We start from the raw sequence: 25,682 nt of genomic DNA on the forward strand, positions 1-25,682 counted from the left end.
CAGAAATGTGTAAAAGTGACGATTCAGGTAAGAAGATTTTCGTCAGCCGGCATACAATCAGGCATGACTTTGACGAAAAACGGTAATCATATAACGAAAGTAAAAGGAGGAACACTCATGGCGACACGCTGGATATTCGGCAATCAATTGAATCACGATCTCCCTTTATTGAAGGAAGCAAACAAACAAGACGACGTCATCCTGATGGTCGAAGCGACCTCACGCTCCAAGTGGAAGACGTACCATAAACAAAAACTTGTCCTCGTCTTCTCAGCGATGCGACATTTTGCGGAAGAACTGCGCGAAAAAGGCTTCACCGTCGATTACCGGGAAGCTGATTCGTTCGATCAGGCATTTAAGGCGCACCGGAAAGATCATGATCCGGATCATGTGTTCTATACGGCGATCACGGACGAACCGATGCGAAAGGCGATGCACAAGTGGCAAGACGCTTTACCGAAGAAAATCAAGGTCGAGGTCTGTTCCGACGTGCCGTTGTTTTTACTGACACAGGAAGAAGCGGTCGAAGCAATCGGCGACAAGCCCTACAAGATGGACCGTTTTTATCGCAAACTGCGCAAGGAACGAAACGTTCTCATGAACGGCTCCAAACCGATTGGTGGAAAGTGGTCGTTTGACGCCGAGAACCGGAAACCGGCGAAGTCCGGGACGACGTTCCCCGATCCGATTCAGTTTCGTCCCGATCGCATCACAAAGGATGTCATCGACAAGGTCGAACGTGATTTTTCCAATCATCCGGGAGCACTTGATTCCTTTCATTGGCCGGTCACGCGCAAGGAAGCGACGCGGGCTCTTCATCGTTTCATCGAAGAACGACTTGAGACGTTCGGAACGTATCAAGACGCCATGCTGACCGGTGAAGATACGTTATCGCATTCGCTCTTATCAGCAGCAATCAATCTCGGCTTGCTGACACCGGAAGAGGTCATTCGTCAAGTTGAAGCCGCCCTCGAAGATCAAGATGCTCCGCTCAATGCGGTCGAAGGTTTTATTCGACAAATCCTCGGCTGGCGCGAGTACATGCGTGCCGTCTACCTAGCCGAGATGCCAGACTATGCTTCCGTCAATGCGCTACGTCATGAAGCGGATTTACCGGACTTTTTCTGGACCGGGAAGACGAACATGAACTGTGTCGCTGAATCGTTACGTCCTGTTGTCGAGCATGCGCACAATCACCATATCCAGCGCTTGATGGTGCTCGGGAATTTCGCTAATCTGTTTGCGATCTCGCCGCAACAGACGGCAGATTGGTTCAACGAGATGTACATCGATGCCTATGACTGGGTTGTCTTACCGAACGTCCTCGGGATGGCGCTTCATGCTGATGGCGGAACGTTATCGACGAAACCGTACATCGCTTCGGCGAATTACATCCATAAGATGAGTGATTATTGCAAGGGATGTCCGTTCCATCAAAAGGACATGCTCGGAGAAGATGCTTGTCCGTTTAACGCCTTGTACTGGGACTTCATCGACCGGCACGAAAAACGCTTCGCTGATAATCAGCGGATGTCGATGATGTATCGGCAATGGGGAAAGCGCGATGCGGACAGCAAACGCGATATTCGAAAGAAAGCGAAAGCACTTCGAAAACAACTGCAGGACGGTGCTTTCGATACACCATAAAACAAGCCGGTCGGATTAGATCCGACCGACTTGTTTTGGCTTACGCACTTTTTTGATTAGCTGCTTGTTGTTTCTTTTTCCGGAGGTGATACAGTCCGAATAGTCCGAGGAACCAGACCGGCGTCAGCAACAAGGCTGGGCGTGTATCGTCAGCAAACAGCATGACGACGAGAATGACCGCAAACAATCCGAGCACGAGGTAATTGACGAGTGGTGTCAATGGTGCTTTGAATGTCGACGCCGCATGCAATTCCGGATTTTGTTTCTTGTACCGGAGATGACAGACGAGGATGACACCCCAAACCCAGATGAAGCAGATCGCACTGATCGTCGTAACGATACTGAACGCTTGTCCTGGTAACAGTTTACTGAGCAAAGCACCGACTGAGACGACGATCGTTGAGACGAACAAGGCGTTTGCCGGGACATGGTTTTTATTCAACTTCGAGAACTTGTTCGACGCTTGCTGTTGATTTCCCAGGTTATACAGAATCCGGCTCGTCGAGAACATTCCGCTGTTACACGCAGAAGCAGCGGACGTCAGTACGACGAAGTTGATGATTCCTGCTGCAAGTGGAATCCCGATCAGACTAAATGTCTTGACGAACGGACTTTCTGTCGCACTTAATCCTGTCCATGGGTTGATCATCAAGAGGACGAGTAAGGCACCAACATAGAAGAATAAGATCCGAAGCGGAATCTTATTGATCGCGGACGGAATGTTCTTTTTCGGATCCGCTGTCTCCGCTGCCGATACCCCAACGAGCTCGACGCCGACATAGGCGAAGACGACCATTTGAAACGATAGCAGGAATCCAGTAATTCCGTTTGGCATCCAGCCACCATGTGACCAGAGGTTCGACACCGTCACAGGACCAGCGTCCGTTTTAAAACCGATCGCGAGCAAGACGATTCCGACACCGATCAAGGCAAGGATCGTCACGACCTTGATCAAGGCGAACCAAAACTCGAGTTCCCCGAACAATTTAACGGTTAATAAGTTAAAACCAAGTAAAATCAAGAGCGCAAGAACGGCTGGAATCCATTGCGGGATATCAAACCAATACTTGACGTACAGACCGACAGCGATGATGTCCGCCATCGCTGTCATGATCCAACAGAACCAGTACGTCCAACCGGTCACGAATGCGGCACGTGGTCCGAGATAATCTTCTGCGATATCCGTGAGTGACTGATAACCTGCTTTTGACAATAACAATTCCCCAAGTGCGCGCATGACGAAGAAGATTGCGATCCCAACGAGTAAGTAGGCAAAAATGATTGATGGGCCGGCGAGTTGGATCGCTTTACCTGATCCTAAAAACAAACCCGTTCCGATCGTTCCACCAATGGCAATCAACTGTACATGACGATTCGATAAATCCCGCTTTAATCCTTGCTGTTCCAAACCTGAACTCCTCCTTGTGATGGTTTCTCTATGCTTCAGACCGTTCTGTCGGTCTTGAAAAAGAAAAAAGAGACTGGACGAATGTCCAATCTCAACAAAATCAAAGGAATAACCCATACACGCCACTACGACATTCCATGAATGCCCGTCGCTGCATGTGATTACTCTTCTGTCCGTTTGCCTGAGATTGTGAACCCTTCGGCGCCGTGTCGACACGGTCTCTCCAGAAGCTGCTCCTGCCATAGTGTGACCCATGACAATCATAGCTTTCTCTTTATTTGATTATCCGATGCGTCGCTGCATCGATGAATTGTTTCTAATTCTAGTAATCTCGACAGCGTTTGTCAACGCCTTTTTCAAAATGATTTTTCAATCTATGAAAAGGACTTTACCATCTTTTCCAGAAATCATACAGCACCACTTGATCACGAAAGGATGAAACATTCATGTCGACGATTTACTTGGTTCGCCACTGTGAAACGACCGGTCAAGCACCGGAAGCCTCGTTAACTCCTCGCGGAGAAGAACAGGCGCAACGACTGTGTACGCAGTTATTTGAGCTTTCGATCACACATCTTCTTTCGAGTCCGTATCGCCGAGCGCTCGACTCGATTCAACCACTTGCGACTGCTCTGAAACTAGCCGTTGCACAAGAAGAGGACTTAAAAGAGAGACGGTTAAGTGCTGTTCCACTTGACGATTGGCAGGATCATCTTCGTCGAACGTTCATCGATCCCGATTATACGTGTCCTGGTGGTGAATCTAGCCGGATAGCAACTAAGCGCATCACGCGTGTCGTTGAAGAAGCGTTACAACAGCATGATGGTTCCATTCTCGTGACACATGGGAATTTGTTATCTTTATACTTGCATTCGATTGACCCTACTTTTGGATTCGAAGAAAGTTTACAGCTGAAGAATCCGGATATTTTTAAGGTGACACGTATTCAAGAACAAACAATCATCGAACACTTGGAAGCTTTTTGAAAATCTATTCATTTTAGGCATACGACTTGATATAATCTATTCTTTTTACTTATGAAAAGCATAAGAACTATCTATTTTACTTCCCTTCGGAACGGCTTTATATTGAATGAATTGATAATAAAGTTAAGTAGTTTTCGATTCATGTATGAAGCGGAACTTCAGAAAAGAAGGGATTTTTATGTCTACCACAAAAAAAGGCTATTTCATGATGATCGTCCTCTGGTTCGCCTATGCGACCTTCGCCATGAACTGGGTCGCGGGTTCATCATTGACGCCACAAATCACGGCGCATTTCTTCGGCAATCAGACCGTTGACCCTCTCATCTCACAACTCGTCAACTATTCGATCACGACGGCACGTGTCTTCGCCAACATTCTCGCTGCGCTCATCTTGATGAAGCTCGGTCCGAAAAAAGCACCGTTACTCGCACTGTTCTTCCTGATGATGTCGATCGTTGCCATCTACCTGCCGAACTACTGGGCGTATACGGTCGCTCGCATGGTCATGGGACTCGGTGGTTCAATGGTCATCGTCTATATGAACCCGGTCGTGACACGTTACGTCCAGGACCCGGCTGAAAAATTACGCATCAACGCTTTCAATACTGTCTCCTATAACGTCGGTGCATTCGTCGTGTCACTCTTGTTCACCTTGTTCGCTGATCAATTCGTCAGTGACTGGAAACTAACGTTGACGATCTTCGCGAGTCTGACAGCGATTCTCTTCTTCGCATGGTGGATCGGTAGTGAATCGTTCGAGTTGAACGATGCTACGGACGCGGACGAAACGCCTTACGGTTACGGAGATGCTGTTCGTGATCCATTCCTCTGGAAATATGCGGTTGCCTTCGGCGGTTTCCTGACGCTCTATATCTTATCGCTCGTCGGCTTGAAACCTGTGTTCGATACGTATACGCAGTTGAACGGTTCGCTCGTCAACCTGTTGGTCTCAGGTGCCGGAATCGTCGGAACGTTCGTTGGTCTACGGATCGGTAACAAAGGAACACCTCGTAAACCGATTCTGTTGATCAGCGGGACGGTCATGATTGCGAGTTTCCTCGTCACGGTCTTGTTCGGAAACATCTCGCCACTCGTTTCGTATGTCTTTGCGTTCATTTCCGGATTTGCGATGTACATCCAGTATCCGATCTTCATGAACTTGGCACACGAACGAAAAGGGATGACACCGCAAAAGATTACCGTCTTATTCGGTCTCTTCTGGGCAATCGCTTATGCGACGCAGACGATCTTTACGATCATTTGGAGTTACGCACTCGGCCATGCGGGATATACGGTCTCGATGATCGTCTTCTTCCTCTGCTGTTCCGTGTATCTGTTCTTTACGTTCTTCTTACCAGAAACAAAACCAAAACGGACGAATGCACTTCGCAAATCCGCTTAATCAAACAACAAGCCCTTCCGAATTACCGGAAGGGCTTGTTTTTATGTCTCGTTATGCGCGCCGTAACTATGGCGAAGGGCAAATAACAGCCGAATCAATGATTCATGATAACCGATGAACCATCCTTCTTCGATTCCGTTGACGATGGCTTCTTCTGTCATCCAAGCGACACGTTGGACTTCTTCTTCCTGCAACGTCAGCGTCGTCAAATCCACTTCCTGCTCGACGAGATAATAATCATCAAAACCGATCTCAAACGGGATCGTCAGATGGGGACGGACACCTGTGAAATCGATATCGAGTCCAAGCTCTTCCGACAGTTCCCGTTGCGCTGCCATCTGACTCGTATCCCCGCTAATTGCACTGCCTCCGACCGTCAGATCCCACATGTTCGGCCAACCAGATTTGAACGGTTGCCGTTGTTGGACGAGCATCTCTCCTTTGGCGTTAAAGACACAGACGTGAATCGTCATGTGATAATCGCCGGCTGTATGTGGTGTTCCCCGTGTCCAGAGCCGTCCTGTTTTCTTACGATCTGCTGTGTATACGTCCCACTGTTCCATCCTAAATCATGCCCCTTTTAATCAATGAAAGATGTAGAGTTCGAACTTTCCTCCGCCTTGACGCAATCAATCGCGACGACGAGGGCGATCAACAATTCTTCCATTGCTTCATCTTCGACTTCAATGATGTATTGATCGGTCCAAGAGATCCATTTCTTCTGCACGCGACCAATCCGTTGTCCCTGTTGTAGAACTTCAAAATCGACATCCCACCAGTCACCCGTCACTTCGAATTGATCCGAGTTGATTGTATAGCGGTCCTTGAAGAAGGTAAGCTCTTTAATAATTTCAAATGATTGCCCTGCTGCTTCGACATAAAAGACCGGTCGGAAACTGAACGTTTTCTTCTCGATTTCGGCGACGACTTCTCCGTTTCGGTTCGTTACGGTAAAGGTCTTCGGTAATTTCATAAAACTACCCTCGATGTGATAGGCATCGTGCCCTGCCTCGTCTTGAATCGAGAATCGTCCACGTAAACTGAACGCTTTTTCTTTCATATAGAGTGTATGCATACCGGTCTCCTCCTTTAGTGTATAGTCTCATTTACGCGATCATCGACGAAAAAGATTCAATATCTGGAAATTATCGTTTGTGTCCGGACTTTCAGTGGTATCAACTTACATATCACGAATCTACGGGAAAGAAGGAATTTTTATGTCTATCGATACGATTGTTCTCTTCATTTTACTCGCCATCGTCCTGTTGATCATCCTTGTCCCACCGCTTCTTCTTTGGCATGTCTGGCGCGCCGATCGCCGCCAGCAAGAACACGCGGTCCTGCGAAACTTCCCTGTCCTTGGAAAAATGCGCTATATCCTCGAGAACATGGGACCGGAACTCCGCCAATACTTATTTCTCAACAATAACGAAGGGAAACCCTTCTCCCGTAATGAATACAAGACGGCTGTCCTTTCCGGCAAATATCAAAGTCGGATTCTCGGTTTTGGATCGGAACGTGATTTTGAAGAAGCTGGTTTTTATGTACAAAACGCCCTCTTTCCAACGAATCGTCAGGAATTACGCATCGACCAGTCGGAACGTGTCGACACACACATCTATCAGATTGACCGCGATGAACTATTTACACGTAAAGAACATCTCGTTGCGAAGCAAATTTCACCGTATCTCTTGAAAATGGAGGATGCACCAGTCATTGGCGCGACGACATGTCGACACCCTTATCAAATCCAAGGACTGATTGGTCAATCAGCAATGAGTTTTGGAGCGCTCGGTGACCGTGCCATTACCGCGCTCTCGATCGGACTGGGTCGCGCCAAAGGGAGCTGGATGAATACCGGGGAAGGCGGGCTGTCTGACTTTCATCTTAAAGGTGACGTCGACATCATCTGTCAGATCGGTCCCGGTCTGTTCGGTGTCCGAACGGAAGACGGTGATTTTTCGTTCGATGAGTTCCAGAAAAAAAGTGAGTTACCGCAAGTCAAAGCCTTCGAACTCAAGCTCGCTCAAGGAGCTAAAACGCGCGGTGGTCACCTCGAAGGATCAAAGGTAACAGAAGAGATTGCCGCTGTCCGGAAGGTCAAAGTCGGTGTCGGAATTGACAGTCCGAACCGGTTCAACGAATTCACGACACCAGAGACGATGCTCGACTGGGTCGAACGTCTACGTGAGATCGGCGGAAAACCGGTCGGAATCAAAGTCGTCGTCGGTAATCTTGAAGACATGCGGCAGTTGATTGCTTATATGAAAGAATCCGGACGTCATCCGGACTTCATGACGGTCGATGGAGGTGAAGGAGGGACAGGCGCGACGTTCCAGGAACTCGCGGATGCTGCTGGTCTACCACTCTTTTCCGCCCTACCGTTCGTCCATCAACTCCTGACGGAAGCTGGTTTACGCGACAAGGTCAAAGTGTTTGCGTCCGGCAAGCTGATCAGTGCCGATAAGATTGCGATTGCTCTCGCTCTCGGTGCCGACTTCGTCAATATCGCACGTGGTCTGATGTTTAATGTCGGCTGTATCCAAGCGCAAGTTTGTCATACGAATCACTGTCCGGTCGGTGTCGCGACGACCGATCCGAAGCTGCAAAAGGCGCTGATCGTCGACGAAAAAAGTTTCCGCGTGACGAACTACATCATCTCGTTACGAGAAGGTCTCTATAACCTGACAGCGGCAGCAGGACTCGTCTCGCCGACGGAACTTCGACCCGAACACGTTATCTATAAGGATGGAGCCGGACACCTGATTCCGGGACCGGACTGGATGGCACGGCATATGATGGATCGCTCTCTTTCCTCACGGTAACGAATAGCACTCACTTGCACTTTTTAGCCAGAGCGCTTAAAGTGTATAGTTGATGAAATTCTTTAACCACACATGTGCATTACCTTAAGGAAAGGGTTTAATATACTATGAAAAAGAACTTTTGGCAGGACTTACCACGACCATTTTTCGTCTTAGCACCGATGGAAGACGTCACCGACGTCGTCTTCCGCCACGTCGTCGCGAAAGCGGCGCGTCCGGACGTCTTCTTCACGGAATTCACGAATACAGAAAGCTATTGTCATCCGAAAGGTAAGCAGAGCGTCCGCGGACGTCTCGAGTTCACGGAGGATGAACAACCAATGGTTGCTCACATCTGGGGCGACAAACCGGAATATTTCCGCGAAATGAGCATCGGCATGGCAGAGATGGGCTTTAGCGGGATCGACATCAACATGGGCTGTCCCGTCCATAACGTCGCCGTGAACGGAAAAGGCTCCGGTTTGATCAATCGTCCGGAAGTCGCAGCTGAACTGATCCAAGCTGCAAAAGCGGGCGGTCTCCCGGTCAGCGTCAAAACGCGTCTCGGCTATACGAAGGTCGAAGAGTGGCACGATTGGTTGCGCCACATCCTCGAGCAAGATATCGCGAACCTCTCGATTCACCTCCGGACACGTAAAGAGATGAGTGCCGTTCCAGCGCACTTCGAATTGATTCCGGAAATCAAGAAGTTACGTGATGAAATCGCACCACAGACGTTACTGACGATCAACGGGGATATCAACGATCGCCAACACGGTCTTGAACTCGTCGAGAAATACGGTGTCGACGGTGTCATGATCGGTCGCGGGATCTTCCACAATCCGTTTGCATTCGAAGTCGAGAAAAAAGAACATTCGAGCCAAGAACTCCTCGATTTGTTACGTCTCCAGCTCGATCTGCACGATCATTACTCGGCTCAATTCGAGCCCCGTCTCTTCAAGCCATTACGCCGGTTCTTCAAGATTTACGTCCGCGGATTCCGTGGCGCGAGTGAACTGCGGGTCAAATTGATGGAGACGAACTCAACGGACGAAGTGCGTGCCTTACTCGACGCCTTCGTTGAAGAAGAAGGAATTCACGAGGTCAACTCGTTTTCAATCTAACAACAAAGCACGCCTCCTCGTCTTGAGGAAGCGTGCTTTTTTCGTATCACCAGTGGTCGATAGTTTGACGTGTATCTGCACACCATTGTTCAAAGTCAGACTGATGCGTCAGCAACAGGAAACGTCGTTTGCCGAGTCGCCGATCGAGCCGTGCGATGCCGCGGATGAAAGGATGTGGATGAACGAGCGCTTGTTCAAACGCAAGGTTCGGGTACTGCAACAAGTCCTGTTGCATCTCGTAGTTCTCCATGTACCCGTCTTGTTTGACCTGTCGTTCGATCTCAGCGGATAACGCATGCGACTGCTTCAACCAGTCGGACTGCCATAACGATCCGGCTGGTTTTTCTGGTAACTGTGCAGCTTGTAATGCATAACGCCGCTCGACTTCCCGTTCGAAGTGAAAGTCGTCTGCTCCGAGAATCTCTTCTCCGTCAAACGTCACCCAGACGCGACTAGGACTATCTTGAATCCGGTAGACGGCTGCATGAAAAGCAATCCGTCCCTGTAACGACGGGGCAAGCAGTTGCTCGACCCGTTTTTTGATGATGGAAAACTGCACGCAATCCGTCCTTTCCGTCCGGCTAATCTAATCAGCCGTTCTTCATATGAAACGATTCCGCAAGCGTAAACGTCAACTCTTTTAACTCGAGACCACCGAGTGCAAAGTAGAGTTTCAGATAGTTGTGTGGGTTGAAGACGAAGACGTCCTTCGTCTGACTGACCCACTCGCCGTTCGTTCCGTTGAAGGTGAAGGTTGCGACCGGCATGTTGTTCGCAAACAATGTCACTGGCATCTGCGCCAGTTCACCAGCATTCGAACGTGCCGTCAACGTGACCTGATACATCCCTGTCTCTTCCGCCGTGACAGCGAAGACATGACTGCTTCCTGTCGTCGTCGTGACGTCCGTTAACGGGAAGGCATCCCCACTGACGAGCCGTTGGTGCGAGACCGCTTGATCTTCAAGTGCCTCTTCTTCGACTGGTGCCCCGAGGACCTCGACGGATGACGCCGTTCCCATCACACGGTCCATGACCGGTGAACGCAATAGGAATTGACAGATGTTCGCGGCACTTCGCAGTAACTCGGAACGTCGAAGTGTCCCATCAGCGAGAGCCGTCAACGTATCATCCTCGAACGGATTCGTTCTTGGTTCGCCGACGACCATGTAGAGATCGTTTTGCGAACGTACCATTGTCGCCGTTTGTTGACGGTTTGCTTCCAAACCTTCCGCATTGATTTTCGCCCACCAGTCGGTCATGACGATTCCGTCAAAGCCCCACTCATCGCGCAAGATGCGTGTGTTCTGATCGTATAAGCCGGCAGTCCAAATCCCATTGACGGCACCGTACGTTGTCATGATCGAGTATGCTTTCCCTTCCTTGACTGCCATCTCGAACCCTTTCAGGTACAACTCACGTAACGCCCGTTCTGATACGATCGAATCCAGATCATGCCGGTGGAACTCTTGGTTGTTGGCACTGAAGTGCTTCAATGTTCCCGTCACACCAACCCGGTGCATCCCGTCGAGCTGTGCCACGGCCATTTTTCCAGTCAGATACGAATCCTCCGAGAAATACTCGAAGTTCCGTCCGTTGAGTGGATGACGGTGAAGGTTCATCCCTGGTCCAAGCAACGTATCAATCTCGTTCTTCCGTAACTCAAGACCTGTCATCTCAAATAGATCGGCAATCAACGTCGTATTAAACGTCGAAGCCAGCAACGTTCCATTCGGTAACGAGAAGGCTTTCGTCCCGATGTCCATCCGGATTCCGGACGGACCATCCGCGCAGCAGCCTGCTGGAATGCCAAGTGCTTCGAGTTCTGTCGTCACGCCACCGAAGGCGCCCGCCGTTCCCGGTGTGACGCGCGGTGAGTTCATCCCTTCCCCCCGGACGATTGCCGCGAGATCCGCATCCGTTAATTGATCGAGGAACGTCTCGAGCGTGACACGTTCTTCTTTGACGTCGCGTAATTTCCAACCGGCATCTTCCGTCTGCGTCCGGTCAACGGGACGCTCCTGTTGACGACGTTGTTCCGGATCGATCGTCCGCAGTGGTGTCGCTTCATACGTTACCGTATATCCTGTTTCGGTCGCTTGCGGTTTGATGCGTTCAAACGCCGTCACCGGTGCCATGTTCTCCGTTAAGACATCCGTGACGTCAAGCCTCTCGACGGAATGGCTTGCGACTGGAACCGCCGACCTGACGTCCGTTCCGAGATAGAGCTGATACGTGCCAGGTTCTATGACATAAGACGATTTATGCCCGGTGACGCCACTATCGTCATAACTCGCAAATGAGGCGAACGGTACGACGAGTGTGAGAGATTCTTGCTCACCTGGTGCGAGTTCTTCTGTCTTTCCGAACGTAACAAGTTGACGCGTCGGGTTCCCGAGTTGTCCCTGTGGTTTCTCGAGGTATCCTTGTACGACTTCCTTCCCACTCGTCTGCCCGGTATTCGTCACCGTCGCCGTAATCGTCCAAGCATCAGCTGACGTCGTCACGTCTGTCGTCAGGTCGAACGACGTATACGATAATCCATACCCGAACGGATACAAGACCACTTCCGGTGCGAACGTCTCGAAGTAACGGTACCCGACATAGATGTCTTCTTGATACAACGCACGATCGGCATGACCGAAGTATGGTGTCGACGGATAATCATCGAGTGAACGGACGATCGTATCCGGTAGTTTTCCAGACGGCGAGACGCGGCCGAGCAAGAGATCACTCAGCCCAGTTCCGCCTTCCATCCCTCCTTGCCACGCGTAGAGGACAGCACTTGGCGCCGTCTCTTCGACCCAGCGCATATCGATGATATTCCCGACGTTCAAGACGACGACAGTTTGTTTGAAGTGTGTCGTCACGAGTCGGAGCATCTCCTGTTCCGTCTCCGTTAAAAAATAACTCCCTGGATCCGCTGTATTGTCGCGGTCTTCCCCAGCCGTACGACCGATCATGATCAAGGCAACATCGGAGTCAAGCGCTGCTTGCTGAACGAGTGTCGCGTCAAGCGGCATCTCTTCTTGCGACCACGGCTCGGCTGCCCAACCTTCGCCTTGGTCAAACGGATGGTCTTCAAGCCAGTTCTCGTATGCCTTAAGGACGTCTGCGTTCAGCGTTACGTCTTCGCGCAGCATGTCGAGCGGACTGACGACGTTCGTGACGTTGACCATTCCGCCTGATCCCGTACCGCTTTTATAGTAGTTGAACTGATTACGTCCGAAGACAGCGACCGTCGATGCGGGTTGCAACGGGAGCACACCATCATTTTGTAAGAGGACCGCCCCTTCCGCGACGGTTTGTCGTGCGAGTTTTGTATAGGCTTGCCAATCGAGTGTGTATGTCATACGTCATCCACCTTTATTAGTTAGTTTGAGAAAAGAGTCGTTTTAAGTCCTTCGCGATTTCGTCTAAGCTGTCTTCGGCTTGCGGATACAGACCGAGTTTATCAAGAAAGGCATGTTCCATCCCGCGGTAGTGGAGATAACGGGTCTTGACGCCAGCGCGTGCGAGCTTTTTCGCATACGCTTCCCCTTCAAGACGTAAGTAATCAAACTCTCCTGTAATGACGAGTGCCTCTGGTAGATCATCGAGCGTCGCGAACAACGGTGAAATCCGTCGATCGGTCGAATCACTTGCTTGAACGTACCACTGCTCGAGGACACCCTCTTCATCTTGAAGCGACAAAATGATCCGTTCGAGTAACTGCGGTTCCGTTTGTCGGTCATACGCTTCAAGCGTCCAGTCATATTCCGAATTCGGATGTTCACCGACATTGACGACCGGATAATACAAGACTTGATAGCGGATATACGGTATCGGACGCTCGCGGTCGAGCAAACAACAGACCGTCGCTAAGTTTCCACCGGCACTATCACCGGCGACAGCGATTGCGCCTGGATCAATCCCAAGTCGATCAGCGTGTTCGACTGCCCAATCGATCGCTGCATGACAATCCTCAAGTCCTGTTGGAAACGGATGCTCGGGTGCTAATCGGTAGCCGACTGACAAGACGGCGACGTTCGCTTTATCGGCTAATGCCTTACATGGATTCTCGACAGTCTCGAGCGTACCACCGAAAAAACCACCTCCATGGAAATAGACGACGAGCGGGAGCGGACGTGCCGCTTCCGGACGATACAGCCGTGCTTCGATCGTGGTACCGGGTCTTGGGATCGCGAGGACGTCCGTTGAAATCTGCCGTGTCGACACGTCTTCGTTGTCCCATCCCATGCCGGCACGCGCCAGTTCGACTGGCGACGCCCCTTCTGGAATCGAGACCGATGGACGCTGCGTGAGGACGACCTCACGGACACGCGGATCAAGTGTTCCCGGAGTCGAAACGTCAGGAATTGGCTTATCGACGATTTCAAGTCCGTCTTGATGAATCGATGAACAATTTCGTAACGTTCGTAGCAAATCTTGCATCGATGCGGTAGACAAATGGATCGCTTCCTTTCTGGTTAAACCGTTACCGAAAGCGCTTTCGATAATGGTTAAAAAAATTTCGAATGCCTCTTTTTCAAAAAAGAGACCGCTTACATCACAATATACCTGTCTTTGACAGGAGAAGCAAATGTTTCATCTAAAAAAAATCAGCGCAGTCGCCTGCGCTGATCCTCATCGTAATTGTTCTTGCGAAACAATCGTAAAGCCATCGATGACCGTGTCTTCCTCGACTTCGATCAACAGGCAGCGTTTCCCTTGGTAGTTGACTTGTTTGACGTACTTCAAGTCTTGCGGACTGATCGCGATGTTCGCAACCTTCGTATTGATTTTAATCGATTTCGCTTCATAGTTCGGGACGATGTTACTCGCCTTCATCTCGTATGTCGGATCGTCGACGACCGTCTTGAACGCCCGTTCGACTTGTTCTGTGCTGACGTCTTCGACACCACTCGCCTTGAGGACACGCTCGACTTCCTGGACGTCAAGCATCGGTACTTCTTCCTCATCCTGATCCTCTTCGACGACGATCAACTGGTTGATGTTTTCATAGACACCGGCTAACGTCTTCGTATCCATCGATTCACCGACGACTGATTTGACGATCTCCTCGAAGATCGCTTTATCCTCATCTGCCGTGACGATCGGTTGACCGTTCAAGACGTTTTCAAGGAAGCCAAAATCCGGTTTATTCGGCTTGCCCGCCGCATACAAGACATGATTGACGTCTGCTGCATTGTCGGTGAAAGTCGGGAAGAGGAATCCACCGATCGGCGACGCCAGTTTGATGACCGGATTGATGAATAAGTTCGACTTGAATTCCCGTTCAACGAAATCAAAGACGAGCGATTGTTTTGGTAACTCCGTCAAGTTAAGGCTACCGAGGATGAACGGTGTCGTATAGACATCGTCATTTGGATCGATCTCCGTCTCATCCGCTTGGCGCTTCGTTGTTTTATAGTATTGCCCGCGAATAAACGTGACGACGAGGTCATTCTCGTACTGAACGTCTTGGACCATCTTCAACGCCATCGTCTGCATCTGCTCGACCCAGTCCTCCGGCTCTTCCGCATACAGTCCTTCATAAAGGAGCTGCTGCGTATGACCCGTCTCTCCTTCTTCCGGATGCGTGAACTTGACCTCGAACAGCTTGACGTCGAGTTTTCCACCTAATACTTTCTTGAAGTTCGCGAGGAACAGCTCCTGTTGTTCCGGATCAAGCAATGGAAACGGTCGGGCTTCCTCATGATAGATTTCGCTCGTCTCTTTTCGGATATAGACGTTGTAGATTTCATGGATTTTTAGTAAATCGGCATCCATCTTGAAGTGACGACGGATGTCGGCGATGTCTTTTTTATTCATGCATACCAGCTCCTCGAATCATTAAAATCCTGCTTCCTGAAAAGCGTACCATATGCGAGATGACCAGACATCTTTTAGAAAATCAATGCGCACGGAATGAATACGCGCGTGTGACAGGATTAACGATCTCATATTCATATTCTTGGTGGGCAGCGCGAGCTTGCGCGATGCAATTATCTAGTTCTTTTGTGTTGAAATAACGTTGCGCTTCCGTCAACGTGCCACTTACGACTAAAAATACGCCGAACACGATCAACCATCCTCTGATTCGTTCGTTCATTATGTAGTCCCCTTTCTTCTCCACCTAAATCCTAACATCAGACCCTTTTATATAATGACAAAAATTTTATTTTAATAACATTTACACGATATTTATTTTCTCCTAAATAAGTGATGCCATACTAAAAATTGTGAAGGGTGTCTTCACATCATCTCGTCTCATACATAGGAGGAATGACACGTGTTCAAAGCCATCAAGTCCATCGTCATCACTACGCTCGTCTGCCTGACCGCTTTCCAATTCGATACGACGTCTGTTTCCGCATTACCGTCGGGTATCTCGTCGAAAGCGACGGCCCAGTCTCAACTCGATGCCTTAACGGTTAAAACAGAAGGCAGCATGACCGGTTATTCGCGTGATTTGTTCCCGCACTGGAGCAGTCAAGGAGGCGGCTGTGATACACGACAAGTCGTCTTAAAACGTGACGCTGATTCATATGTCGGATCGTGCCCCGTTACATCTGGTTCTTGGTATAGTTACTATGACGGACTGACATTCACGAATCCGTCTGACCTCGACATCGATCATGTCGTACCGCTTGCGGAAGCATGGCGCTCAGGAGCAAGCAGTTGGACGACGACGACACGTCAAGCATTCGCAAACGATTTGACAGGTCCGCAATTGATCGCTGTCTCCGCAAGCTCGAACCGTTCAAAAGGGGACCAGGATCCGTCGACATGGAAGCCGACACGGGCAGGTGCGAGCTGCGCTTACTCGAAGATGTGGATCAATACGAAGAGCCGCTGGAACCTCAGCTTACAGTCGAGTGAAAAAACCGCCTTACAAACGATGTTGAACACATGTACATACTAAAAAGGAGTCGATTCGATGGAAACGAAAACCTCTACCTTTACCGCCACACATGGTGTCATGACGCAAGAAGTCGGTGTCATCAGCGGTGAACTCGAACTCCGGACGACCTGTCAGGAGGACGGGACGTTGGAACTAAAGATTGCTTATGTCGGAGCAATAGACGTCTATACGTTACCCGGAAGTTATCGTGTCCATGACGTCCGGGATCATGACGTCATCCATCAGATGCTCGTCAATATACTAGAGCGAACATAATGAAAAACAGACGCTGTCCAAGTTAATGGGCGGCGTCTATTTTCGTTCTGTATATTCAAAATCAGATTGTCATTATTTACTAAATCATGCACTTTATCTGATGTTCTATCCGGTATAGTGAGAACAACGTCATCATCTGTTTAGGGGGTATAGCTCATGCGAAACGTTTTGATCCCAACCGGTGTCATCTTAAGTGGTGCAGGTCTCTACATTGCACTAGAAAGTCACGTGCCTGCGTTACTCGTTACCGGTATCATCATGCTGTTTGGTTGCGGTATCGGTATCATCACGAAAGAAAAGTCGGAGTAATCTATGGTCGTCAGGGGGATAACTATGATTCAACAGTTCATAAAGGAACAGCAGTCGCACGCTACTATTGGCGGTTTTATCGCTAAGTCTGCCGACCCGATCCTAGCCCACGTCAATCCATCGCGTTTACAAGACAACGATCTTGTACTGTTGATTCAAGCGGACCAATCGATTATTGTCTCTTTCGCTAATTCACAAGATCAATCAGATTGGACGCAACTATCACGAGAGCAGATTCATCGATCGAAAAGTCTACTTGCACCGAAGACATGCTATTTCAAAATTAAGCACGGTGAATATGCCGGAACCTATTTGATTTCACCAGATTTGATTGTGAATGATCAATTCAAGAGTGAGAAAGATTATTTAGAAGTTCTATCATCAACAACGAATAAGTAACTCATAAATGTTTTATCAAGACGATTTCGTCTTTAATCGGAACTCCCTTTTCATTGTATAACGGGATTTCCGGTTTTATTTTGCGTGCAAGGTCCACGGCATTCGGAATCACCTGCGATATTGTATATCCCCGATGTTGATAGAAACGTATCGCATGCTTATTATCATTCGTCGTAACAAGTGTCAGCAAGTCGCATTGTTGCTGTGCTGCCCTTTCTTCTACCACTTGCATCAACCGTGAGCCGATTCCTTTTCCTTCCTCAAGACTATCCAGCGAAATGATTTCGCACGTCTGTGAAGTCATATGATAGGTAATCAGTCCAATGATTTCATGATCATCGTTTATGGCATAAAATCCATCTAAGAGACTACAATCATGAACACCTGTCGATGTTACCATTTGTGAACTGCCCCAGTGCTTGGTAAAAAAGGCTTTAACCTGACTATGTGTTTCCTCTTCAATGACCTGAATAATCATTATATCCTCCATTCATTTTTAATATTTATTCTATGTAACGATTCCAAGTTAAATATTCATCTAAGTCTTTCCACGTTAATAGCGTATATGGAGTTCCCGCCTCTAATTTTATAGAGACATTCTCTGCTATCACTTTTATACGTTTAGCTGGATCGTCTCTTTTTCCTGCAGGATAAACAGCTACTTTATCAAATAATAACTCTCCATCTGCTTGCATTTCTATCCTGAAATCTAACAGATCGATTTGATCTTTTGAAGGAATTTCTTTCCCTATCCAATCACATATTTCAAAAAGAGGATATCGATCCTTCGTCCATTGTTCAATGATTTCGATAACCTTAAGAATCATGAAATCACCTGATGGTAACTGATAACTGATCGCATCACCGGTCTTTAAATTTGTTTCAGCTATGAATCTCTTTGGTACTTTTTTGGCTTGTGGCTGAGGAGAGTTAAGTTTCTCCTTCAATTTATAAAGGATGACTTCGCGTTTCTTTTTCAATTTAGGATCTTCTTCCCAACGATCAAGGTCAACACCACTATCAATGATACGCAATGCCTCAATTTTCACTTCATCTTGAAGTCTTCCTAATTTCCATTGTATTAAGGCAAAAGATAACCAAAAAGCTGTAATTTCTTCATCGTCTATCTCATCTAGGTATTCTTCAATAACAACTTTCGTTGCTTCTTCATTCGTAAAGTTGTCGCCTAATAAATCCTTATATCTAAAGCTAATATCTTCTGCTATGTCATCAGACAATATCGCTACTCCCCAAGCTCCCATCTATTCTCCACCTCCATGATTTTCATGTCCTTTTTATTAATCGAAATATTGACTTATAAAAAAAGCATCAAAGACATTTAGGATGTGCTTTGACGCTTTAGAATGATATTTATACGTTTACTTATGATAGGGCTCATTCCGATTAATTCGGTACGCCCGATAAATCTGTTCACAGAGGATCATCTTCATCAATTGATGCGGGAATGTCATCTTTGAAAACGAGATTGTATCATTCGCACGCTGCATCACTTCTGGTGCAAGACCGAGTGATCCGCCGATGACGAAAGCAATCTTGCTCTTGCCGTATGTCGCGAGTTGATCGAGTTCTTTTGCGAACTGTTCGCTCGTCCGTTGTTTTCCTTCAATAGCAAGTGCGAGGACGTGAACGTCGGGTCCGATCTTCGCTAAAATCCGTTCACCCTCTTTTTTCTTCACTTGCGCCATCTCCGCTTCACTCAACTGCTCCGGTGCCTTTTCGTCTGCGACCTCGATTTCTTGGATCGAACAGTAGGCGCCGAGACGCTTCGTATATTCGGCGATCCCTTGCTTCAAATACTTCTCTTTTAGCTTTCCGACCGTAATGATGGTAATTTGCATCTTATTTCTCGCTTTCTGACAGAAAATTCAGGAGTTATCCACAGAGTTATCCACAAATCCACATGTTGATATTTATTTTTTGCTTGACACAAGATATGTTGCCGGTGCGTCACAGTATTCACAGGTGATGTTTTTTTCTGGATTTAGCTGATCGAGAATCGGGTATTGTTCTGTTTCATCTACGATTTCGTCAAGTGCGAGCTCGACATGTTCTAAACAGACGTACTTATCCACAGGTGGTCTCCTCCTTTCACTTATCCACATTTATCCGCTTCCAGTATAACAAATATTGATCTTCCTGACCGGAAAAGCCGCAGGTTTCCTCACTCAAAAAAACCATCCACAGGTCGGACCTGTGGATGGTTTTTCAAGTGATGCCTTACTGAACGGTTGGCGACTGAGCCGACAACTTTACATCTGCTGTCTGTTTTTCACCGCCCCGATAGAACGTGACTTTGACCGTTTCACCGACTTTTGCATCCCGGTAGAGGACACTTTTTAGATCGGCGAACGATGCGATCGCTTTTCCGTTGATCTCAACGATGACATCGTTTGCCTTCATACCCGCTTTTTCGGCTCCGCTGTTACGTGTCAGACCGACGACGACGATTCCTTTCGTGACATCATTCGGTAATTTCAGACGATCTTCGCGATATCCGCTTGGGAATTCCTGCACGTCACGAATCTGAATCCCGAGCTGTGGACGAACGACTTCACCATTTTGCTCAAGATCACGCATGATTGGTAACGCTTCGTTGATCGGAATCGCAAACCCGACGCCTTCGACACTTGCTTCCGCGATCTTCATCGAGTTGATCCCGATCAATTGACCAGCTGTGTTGATGAGCGCTCCACCGGAGTTCCCCGGGTTGATCGCTGCATCCGTTTGGATGACTTCCGTATTGAAGTCTTGCTGTCCATCCTTGTTCGTATCGACGGGAACCGTCCGTTCCTGCGCACTGATGACACCGCGCGTGACGGAGTTCGCGAAGATTCCGAGTGGATTTCCGATCGCAAGCACCGTTTCACCGGCACGTAACGTATCCGAATCCCCCAGTTTTGCGACTTGTGTCACTTTCGATGAATCAATCGACAAGACCGCTAAATCGTACGTCGGATCTTCCCCGAGGACTTTTGCCTCGAGTGCTGTTCCGTCGGATAACGTGACAGACAAGCGGTTCGCCCCTTCAACGACGTGGTAGTTCGTAACGACGTAAGCTTTATTGCCGTCTTTTTTATAGATGACGCCGGACCCCGCACCCGTTTCCTGATCGGTTCCTTGGAACGAGCTCTGAAGGTTCGTCACGCTCACGACGGCTTCCTTCGTCTTACCAACCGCACCGACGATGTCGGCTTCATCCTCTGTCGTCTGTGTCGCGGTCTGTTCCGCTGTCGTTGGCGAAACCGGAGTCGGACTCGTCATCTCATCGCGGACGAACGGCCATGCGACGAGAGCAATCAACAAGGCTCCGACGATTCCGCCGATCAGACCGACGAAAAAGGCTTTTCCGGCACCACGACGACGCGGTGGTTCTGGTTGTTCTTCATATGGTTCACGATAAGGGCTGACCGGTTCGCTCGTTGCCGGTTGACGGGGCGGGAAGCCGCTCTCATCGGATGACTGTTCGTATCGTTCGGATTCGTTCCGTGGTTCTTCGGGTCGATCCATCGACATACGCCTCCTTTATGACTCTCTTTACACAAGTATACCCCCATCACGTGGCAAGTGAGCCAAATGTGGGGGTCTTTTGAGCATATTCAGTAATTTCCCATAATCAAAGCTTTAGAAGTGGTGTCGGAATGACCGGATCCGTGTCGAGAAGCTGAATCTTACTCAGATCGACGTCACGGCTCGCGAGCGTCTGGGAGACACTCATCCGGGCAAGTTCCTTCATATTGTTGTCCTTGCTCAAGTGGGCCATGTGAATCCGTTTTGTCCGGTCATCCAGGACCTCGCTCATCGCGATTGCGGCGTCCTCGTTCGAGACGTGTCCGTAATCCCCGAGGATCCGTCGTTTGACGCTCCACGGGTAATGTCCCATCTGGAGCATACCGATATCATGGTTCGCTTCGAAGATATAGGCATCAGCGCCCCGAATGACACCTTTCATCCGGTCCGAGACGTATCCGGTATCCGTGATGTGTGCCAACCGTTTTCCTTCATGCGCGAACTGGAAGAACATCGGATCCGCTGCATCGTGACTGACGTTGAATGATTCGACTTCGATGTCACCGAACTGCTTGACCTCTCCGACTTCCCAGAGAAACTTCAGCGCCGGATCAATCTTACCGATCTTCGCTTCCATCGCTGCCCACGTCTTTTCATTCGCATAGAGCGGGATGTTGTACTTCCGTGCCATGATGCCGACGCCTTTGATATGGTCGGAGTGTTCATGGGTGACGAACAGACCATCGATGCCATGCGGCGACCGGTCGATCTGGTCGAACAAGGCGAGCATCGCCTTGCCGGTCAGTCCCGCGTCGACGAGCAAGCGGGTCTGTTCACTTTCGATATAGAGGGCGTTCCCCGTCGAGCCACTGGCCATGACGCTGTAGTGTAGGCTCATCGTGCATTCCTCATTTCTCTGAGACTGTATCCAATCGTTCGACGGTCTGGACACCGCCGTCAATCGCATTGACGAAGTAGACTTCTTCATTGTCGAGCTCGATTTGCCACGTCGGCGGCAGGATTTGAACCGATTCCGTGCCTTCCGTGACGAGACAGAAATAACCGAGCTTATGACTCGTCAACCGCTTCGATGCCGGGAACAAGCCTTGCTCCGACAACTGGACGATTGCTTCACTTGCCGATAACAACGTCACGTCCTGCGCTTGCCGGACGACCTTGTTCAAGTGGCGTTGTTTGTAGCTGACGATTTCCTTCGCATCGTTGAGCTGCAAGACGAGCAGGGACGGTCCGATCATCGCATCGTCCTCACGCGACTGCTGTGGTGTCGAATAGAGCGGCTGTCCCTTATACGTCTGAACGAATGTCATCTCCTGATACTTACTATCATACTTCCAAAATGTATATTCGGCACCATATCGAACTGATGCTTGAACGAACGATGAAGCAGAATCTCGCATCGTCTTCGCATCGAGTCGATACGGTTTCGTCAACCGGACCGACCACTCGACATCGTTCTTGACGGAAGCGACCGCGTCACGAATCGGTGAACTCGCGAGTGGCGCTAGCGTCCGCGCATCGACTTCGGCTGTTAAATAGCCGATGTCTCGCGTAACCGGTTGTAGTTTTTTCTCATCGATTTGACGATCCTTCAAGATCGATTTACCGGTCGCACTCGTCGCGACGATCCGCGGTTCGACCATCCGGTCCATCAATTGAATGGCAAGGTAGACGTTCAGGATCAAAAAGGTCAGCATCAATAAGGTCTTCGCTTTACTCCAGTCCATTCATCCTCACCCCTCATTCCCGACAGCTTGATTGATCGATTGCCAGACGCCGTCGATTTTGATGAACCACGTCGGCTCAAAGACGGCATAGCGGCTCGTTGAAATCTTATACGTCATCTCATATCCAATCCGGATTCCACTGATCTCTTTTAAGAGATCAGCACGGCTCAGACGTTCGAGAACCGTTTCAACGGCTGGCACCGTCTCTTCCCGAAGGATGAGCTTCCGCTTCGCTCGGAGCATGCTACGGCTGAGCGACCGGACTTGGTTCTCCTCATACATGATCTTGAGTGTCGCGAGATCGAACTTCGTCTGTTCAAGTAGTGGACCACTTTCCCCAAATACCGGATACCGGTTCAAGTACAACCGGAACGTCGCCGTCTGTTCCTCACTCTTTTTACTCATCTGATCAAAGTAATACCGGAAGCCACTGCGTTGGGTATCTTGATCGAGCCAGCCCCCATGAATGTTGACATAGCTAACGAGCGTGCTGTAATCGACAGTCGAGCTTTGGGTATTCGGCGATAATGTATTGAAACGATACACATTATAGTTTCGGTCATACGTCGAAACGCTGACACCGTCCGTCAAGACGTCGAGATCATCCCGACTCTTGATTTGCTGGACGTTCGAGTTCTCGGCGAAAAAGGCACTCCGAATGCGATCGAGTGGTTTTGGCGATTGTCCGACCTCGTCATAGACGAAGACTTGCTCTAGTCGCGTCGTACCGCTCGCGACATACGTGTAATCGCCACCTTTGAGTTCGACGCGTGTCATCGGTTTTTTCTTATCATGCGCGAACAGTCGCTTCAGAACCGTCTCATCGCCGACGAGCTTGAAGTCCTTCAGGCGACCGGTCGCCGACTCGAGACGGAGGATTGGTCCATCATAATCGAGTAAATAGAGTCGTTTGATCGGTTCCGAGAAGGCGATCTGTTTTTCTCCGAGTAACTCTTCAAGAATCGTCGCACTGATCGGTGTCGGGAAGATCATCTCGACACTCCGGTCACCGACCGGGATGTTGTTCGCTTTATCCGTCAAGACGAGGACACCGATGTTAAACGACGCACCGATTCGGTTAAGGAAGGTCCGACCGATGATTTGTGTCTGATAGATCCCTTCCTGATCCGAATAGACGAGTAGTTCCGGGTTGATCAGTTGGTTGCTTTCAATCGTCTTTGAGGCATCGATCTCGTTGAACGAGACCTGTTCCCGCTCGATTGATTCACTGCTTGGATGATAGGTCCAGAGCATCGCTGTCTGAGCGATCGAACCGGCGACAAGCAGGACGAGTAACAGCGAACTCCAGTGTTGTTTCTTCATCCGGCATCCACCTCTTCGATCACCTCATACGGAAGCGTGAAGTAAATCGTCGTGCCGCGTCCCCATTCACTTTCTGCCCAGATGTCGCCACCATGTGCCGAAACGACGTCTTTTGCGATCGACAGACCAAGACCGGTGCCGCCGATTTTACGGGCACGGGCTTTATCGACACGATAGAAGCGTTCGAAGATTTTTTGGAGATTCGCTTTCGGGATTCCGACACCTTCATCCTTGATGCTGATGACGATCCGTTTTGCCCGGAGCATCGTCCGGACGGTGATCGTTCCGCCTTCCGGTGAGTACTTGATTGCGTTCGTCAGGATGTTGTCTGCGACCTGAATCAATTTATCCTGATCCCCACGGATATAGACTTTCCGCTTCATGATCTTACGACGGAAACGAATCCGTTCCGGCTTCGTCATGTCATGGCGATCGAGAATCTCATTCAGGAACTGAATGTAATCGAAACGGACCTTGTTCATCTTGTATTCCTTACTGTCCATCTTCGACAGCTGTAAAAGATCGGTGACGAGGCGGATCATCCGCTCCGTCTCGTTTTGTGTCGTCTCAAGGAAACGCGGTGCGAGTTCCTCGTCCTGATACGCTCCTTCTGCCAAGGCTTCGAGATAGCTGCGCATCGTCGTCAGCGGTGTCCGGAGCTCGTGACTGACGTTCGCGACGAATTCGCGACGATCCTGTTCGACTTGCTCCTGTTCCGTGACGTCATGCAGGACGACGATCATCCCGGTAATCGGACCACTGTGTTTCTTGACGGGCGAGAAGAATGCCCGGACGAGGAACAATTCGTCCTCACTACTGAAATCAAGCAGACGCGGTGGCATCGTACCATCTTCCGGAATCATGAAATCGTCACCGAGTGCCAGTAAGTCCTTCAAGTTCGTTCCGACGACGCTCGCATCGTCCGCACCGACGATATCCTTCGCTTGATCGTTCATCAAGATGACGCGCAGTGTTCGATCCGTCGCGATGACGCCATCGGTCATGTTCTCAAGGACGCTCGTCAACTTCCGTCGTTCAGCTTCCGTCGTCGCGTTCGCTTCGAGTAGCTCATCCGTCAATTCGTTGAAGGAACGGGCGAGTTGCCCGATCTCATCGTCCGAATAGACCTTAACCTTCCGCGAGAAGTTCCCGCGTCGCATCTCGATCGCTTGACGCCGCATATCGGAAATCGGACGCGTGATCGTCCGCGACAGCAACACACCGAGAATTGACGTGATGACGAGGGCGATGACCGTTCCGGTCGCAAGAATCCGCGTAACCTGTTGCATCTGCGAATAGATTGACTCCATCGAAGCGCGAACATAAATCATACCGGTCGTTACGCCGTCTCGTTCCGAGGTAACCGGTACGGCAAAGATCCGGATCTTATCCTCTGATTCCGGATCAAGCACGGTGTCTGTCCGGGTCGAGCTCGTTGCCTGCGCTTTTTTAATCAGTGAATTCGTCGCCCGTTGTCCGACTGCTGATTGGTTCTCGTTATCCGATGTTGCCTGGATGATCGAGTCCTGGTCAATGATCTGAACTTCGAGGATGTCGTTCCTTGAGGTGGAGCCATTACTAAACTCAGACAGCAGTTGCCCTAGTGATTGGGACAACTGCCGCTTGGAGGCGTCATCATCGCCTGTTTTATCGAATTCCTTCCCGACGTTATAGGCGACAAGACCTGCTCGGTCCTCGACCGACTTCGAGAAGTTCGTAATGTACTGCTTTTCAAGGGAACGAACGAAATAGACGCCAATGACCTGCATCGCCACTAAAATCAATAAGGCATAGATGACGACGAGTTTCCATTGGATGGATTTAAAGAAGTTCGTTCCTTTTAACATC

Annotated in this window: 26 protein-coding genes and 1 riboswitch; of the genes, 9 read left to right on the forward strand and 17 right to left on the reverse strand. The window is 49.4% G+C overall.

What is annotated here, in order from left to right; genetic code table 11:
* Nucleotides 1–117: 117 nt before the first annotated feature.
* The gene (locus KNQ09_RS14340; RefSeq protein ID WP_214858867.1) at nucleotides 118–1,647 is read left to right on the forward strand and encodes a cryptochrome/photolyase family protein; all 1,530 of its coding nucleotides are present in this window, start codon (nucleotides 118–120) and stop codon (nucleotides 1,645–1,647) included.
* A 40-nt stretch (nucleotides 1,648–1,687) separates the two neighbouring features.
* On the opposite strand, the gene KNQ09_RS14345 is transcribed toward KNQ09_RS14340, so the two are convergent.
* Entirely contained in the window at nucleotides 1,688–3,055 is a 1,368-nt protein-coding gene (locus KNQ09_RS14345; protein WP_050678563.1) for an amino acid permease, read from the reverse strand.
* A gap of 159 nt (nucleotides 3,056–3,214) precedes the next feature.
* Nucleotides 3,215–3,292: riboswitch (glycine riboswitch) on the reverse strand.
* 209 nt (nucleotides 3,293–3,501) lie between these two features.
* Between KNQ09_RS14345 and KNQ09_RS14350 the strand changes: the two genes are divergently transcribed.
* Together KNQ09_RS14350 and KNQ09_RS14355 are read left to right on the forward strand one after the other, a co-directional pair.
* Nucleotides 3,502–4,041 (forward strand): histidine phosphatase family protein, encoded by a 540-nt coding sequence (locus KNQ09_RS14350; protein ID WP_214858868.1) that lies wholly within the window; start codon nucleotides 3,502–3,504, stop codon nucleotides 4,039–4,041.
* Nucleotides 4,042–4,219: 178 nt separating this feature from the next.
* A complete protein-coding gene (locus KNQ09_RS14355) occupies nucleotides 4,220–5,443 on the forward strand; it encodes an MFS transporter (protein WP_214858869.1) in 1,224 nt (407 codons plus the stop codon).
* Between the two features lie 41 nt (nucleotides 5,444–5,484).
* Here KNQ09_RS14355 and KNQ09_RS14360 read toward each other — a convergent pair whose 3' ends face one another.
* Nucleotides 5,485–6,006, reverse strand: coding sequence for an NUDIX hydrolase (locus tag KNQ09_RS14360; protein ID WP_214858870.1), 522 nt, complete (start codon nucleotides 6,004–6,006; stop codon nucleotides 5,485–5,487).
* 17 nt (nucleotides 6,007–6,023) lie between these two features.
* Nucleotides 6,024–6,518, reverse strand: a complete 495-nt coding sequence (locus KNQ09_RS14365; RefSeq protein ID WP_149428075.1) for an LURP-one-related/scramblase family protein — start codon at nucleotides 6,516–6,518, stop codon at nucleotides 6,024–6,026.
* Nucleotides 6,519–6,660: 142 nt separating this feature from the next.
* On the opposite strand from KNQ09_RS14365, the gene KNQ09_RS14370 reads away from it, so the two are divergent.
* Nucleotides 6,661–8,268 (forward strand): FMN-binding glutamate synthase family protein, encoded by a 1,608-nt coding sequence (locus KNQ09_RS14370; protein ID WP_214858871.1) that lies wholly within the window; start codon nucleotides 6,661–6,663, stop codon nucleotides 8,266–8,268.
* A 107-nt stretch (nucleotides 8,269–8,375) separates the two neighbouring features.
* Entirely contained in the window at nucleotides 8,376–9,371 is a 996-nt protein-coding gene (locus tag KNQ09_RS14375) for a tRNA dihydrouridine synthase (RefSeq protein WP_029343007.1), read from the forward strand.
* A gap of 46 nt (nucleotides 9,372–9,417) precedes the next feature.
* On the opposite strand, the gene KNQ09_RS14380 is transcribed toward KNQ09_RS14375, so the two are convergent.
* From KNQ09_RS14380 to KNQ09_RS14400, 5 genes are all read right to left on the reverse strand, one after another.
* Nucleotides 9,418–9,930, reverse strand: coding sequence for an SF0329 family protein (locus tag KNQ09_RS14380; protein ID WP_214858872.1), 513 nt, complete (start codon nucleotides 9,928–9,930; stop codon nucleotides 9,418–9,420).
* A gap of 31 nt (nucleotides 9,931–9,961) precedes the next feature.
* Nucleotides 9,962–12,721, reverse strand: a complete 2,760-nt coding sequence (locus KNQ09_RS14385) for a glycoside hydrolase family 3 protein (protein WP_214858873.1) — start codon at nucleotides 12,719–12,721, stop codon at nucleotides 9,962–9,964.
* 16 nt (nucleotides 12,722–12,737) lie between these two features.
* Nucleotides 12,738–13,817, reverse strand: a complete 1,080-nt coding sequence (locus tag KNQ09_RS14390; RefSeq protein WP_251138216.1) for an alpha/beta hydrolase — start codon at nucleotides 13,815–13,817, stop codon at nucleotides 12,738–12,740.
* A 177-nt stretch (nucleotides 13,818–13,994) separates the two neighbouring features.
* Nucleotides 13,995–15,182 (reverse strand): DUF4317 domain-containing protein, encoded by a 1,188-nt coding sequence (locus tag KNQ09_RS14395; protein ID WP_035395462.1) that lies wholly within the window; start codon nucleotides 15,180–15,182, stop codon nucleotides 13,995–13,997.
* Between the two features lie 82 nt (nucleotides 15,183–15,264).
* Nucleotides 15,265–15,462, reverse strand: coding sequence for a hypothetical protein (locus KNQ09_RS14400; RefSeq protein ID WP_023469832.1), 198 nt, complete (start codon nucleotides 15,460–15,462; stop codon nucleotides 15,265–15,267).
* A 192-nt stretch (nucleotides 15,463–15,654) separates the two neighbouring features.
* On the opposite strand from KNQ09_RS14400, the gene KNQ09_RS14405 reads away from it, so the two are divergent.
* From KNQ09_RS14405 to KNQ09_RS14420, 4 genes are all read left to right on the forward strand, one after another.
* A complete protein-coding gene (locus tag KNQ09_RS14405) occupies nucleotides 15,655–16,275 on the forward strand; it encodes an HNH endonuclease family protein (RefSeq protein ID WP_029343013.1) in 621 nt (206 codons plus the stop codon).
* Between the two features lie 15 nt (nucleotides 16,276–16,290).
* On the forward strand, nucleotides 16,291–16,530 hold the full coding sequence (locus tag KNQ09_RS14410) for a hypothetical protein (protein ID WP_047394930.1): 240 nt from the start codon (nucleotides 16,291–16,293) through the stop codon (nucleotides 16,528–16,530).
* A gap of 156 nt (nucleotides 16,531–16,686) precedes the next feature.
* Complete coding sequence (locus tag KNQ09_RS14415; RefSeq protein ID WP_214858874.1) at nucleotides 16,687–16,839, forward strand: hypothetical protein; 153 nt, start codon at nucleotides 16,687–16,689, stop codon at nucleotides 16,837–16,839.
* Nucleotides 16,840–16,863: 24 nt separating this feature from the next.
* Nucleotides 16,864–17,238 (forward strand): hypothetical protein, encoded by a 375-nt coding sequence (locus tag KNQ09_RS14420; RefSeq protein WP_214858875.1) that lies wholly within the window; start codon nucleotides 16,864–16,866, stop codon nucleotides 17,236–17,238.
* Nucleotide 17,239: 1 nt separating this feature from the next.
* On the opposite strand, the gene KNQ09_RS14425 is transcribed toward KNQ09_RS14420, so the two are convergent.
* The 9 genes from KNQ09_RS14425 to walK form a co-directional block, all read right to left on the reverse strand.
* The gene (locus tag KNQ09_RS14425) at nucleotides 17,240–17,716 is read right to left on the reverse strand and encodes a GNAT family N-acetyltransferase (RefSeq protein ID WP_214858876.1); all 477 of its coding nucleotides are present in this window, start codon (nucleotides 17,714–17,716) and stop codon (nucleotides 17,240–17,242) included.
* Nucleotides 17,717–17,741: 25 nt separating this feature from the next.
* Nucleotides 17,742–18,500: a hypothetical protein gene (locus KNQ09_RS14430; protein WP_214858877.1), complete on the reverse strand. Its 759-nt coding sequence runs from the start codon at nucleotides 18,498–18,500 to the stop codon at nucleotides 17,742–17,744.
* A 117-nt stretch (nucleotides 18,501–18,617) separates the two neighbouring features.
* On the reverse strand, nucleotides 18,618–19,097 hold the full coding sequence (gene rlmH / locus KNQ09_RS14435; RefSeq protein ID WP_023469837.1) for a 23S rRNA (pseudouridine(1915)-N(3))-methyltransferase RlmH: 480 nt from the start codon (nucleotides 19,095–19,097) through the stop codon (nucleotides 18,618–18,620).
* A gap of 72 nt (nucleotides 19,098–19,169) precedes the next feature.
* Nucleotides 19,170–19,331 (reverse strand): CxxH/CxxC protein, encoded by a 162-nt coding sequence (locus KNQ09_RS14440; protein ID WP_023469838.1) that lies wholly within the window; start codon nucleotides 19,329–19,331, stop codon nucleotides 19,170–19,172.
* 145 nt (nucleotides 19,332–19,476) lie between these two features.
* A complete protein-coding gene (locus KNQ09_RS14445; protein WP_214858878.1) occupies nucleotides 19,477–20,766 on the reverse strand; it encodes a S1C family serine protease in 1,290 nt (429 codons plus the stop codon).
* Nucleotides 20,767–20,872: 106 nt separating this feature from the next.
* Entirely contained in the window at nucleotides 20,873–21,664 is a 792-nt protein-coding gene (locus KNQ09_RS14450) for an MBL fold metallo-hydrolase (protein ID WP_023469840.1), read from the reverse strand.
* Between the two features lie 10 nt (nucleotides 21,665–21,674).
* Complete coding sequence (locus KNQ09_RS14455) at nucleotides 21,675–22,511, reverse strand: two-component system regulatory protein YycI (protein ID WP_023469841.1); 837 nt, start codon at nucleotides 22,509–22,511, stop codon at nucleotides 21,675–21,677.
* A 6-nt stretch (nucleotides 22,512–22,517) separates the two neighbouring features.
* Nucleotides 22,518–23,834 (reverse strand): two-component system activity regulator YycH, encoded by a 1,317-nt coding sequence (gene yycH / locus KNQ09_RS14460; RefSeq protein WP_023469842.1) that lies wholly within the window; start codon nucleotides 23,832–23,834, stop codon nucleotides 22,518–22,520.
* Nucleotides 23,831–25,681: a cell wall metabolism sensor histidine kinase WalK gene (gene walK, locus KNQ09_RS14465; protein WP_029343019.1), complete on the reverse strand. Its 1,851-nt coding sequence runs from the start codon at nucleotides 25,679–25,681 to the stop codon at nucleotides 23,831–23,833. The genes yycH and walK overlap by 4 nt, the downstream gene beginning before the upstream one ends.
* Nucleotide 25,682 lies beyond the last annotated feature (1 nt).

The sequence above is a fragment of the Exiguobacterium sp. s191 genome, assembly GCF_018618955.1.
Taxonomy (GTDB): Bacteria; Bacillota; Bacilli; order Exiguobacteriales; family Exiguobacteriaceae; genus Exiguobacterium_A; species Exiguobacterium_A abrahamii.